Below are 259 nucleotides of genomic sequence, written 5' to 3'. Positions count from 1 at the left end.
ATGTTAGGTTAACAGTGTTGGTTTATATTTAAAGTAATCCAATACATTTTCAGGAGGTTGCTATTGAAGAAAATACTTTGTAAAAAGGTGTTAGTTATCTCGATCGGGACAGTGATTGCCTTTGGGAATTTAACATGGTCCGTGTCACAAGCTTCTAAACTGGCTAAACAGAGAGAGATTGAAACTTTTGAACAAGAGACAGTAAAATCTTCAGAGTGGGAAATGGCGGAATAAGCATATGAACCAAAAAGTTTGTTGC

At 35.9% G+C, this 259-nt stretch carries 1 protein-coding gene; it reads left to right on the top strand.

Going from position 1 to position 259, the window contains the following annotated elements; translation table 11 throughout:
- Nucleotides 1-63 precede the first annotated feature (63 nt).
- Entirely contained in the window at nucleotides 64-234 is a 171-nt protein-coding gene (locus SB773_RS32830; protein WP_176431796.1) for a hypothetical protein, read from the top strand.
- The last annotated feature ends 25 nt before the right edge of the window (nucleotides 235-259 follow it).

Origin of the sequence: Bacillus sp. SIMBA_074 (assembly GCF_046534555.1) — a bacterium.
Classification (GTDB): Bacteria; Bacillota; Bacilli; order Bacillales; family Bacillaceae_G; genus Bacillus_A; species Bacillus_A mycoides.
This window is presented reverse-complemented; position numbering and strand designations above follow the sequence as displayed.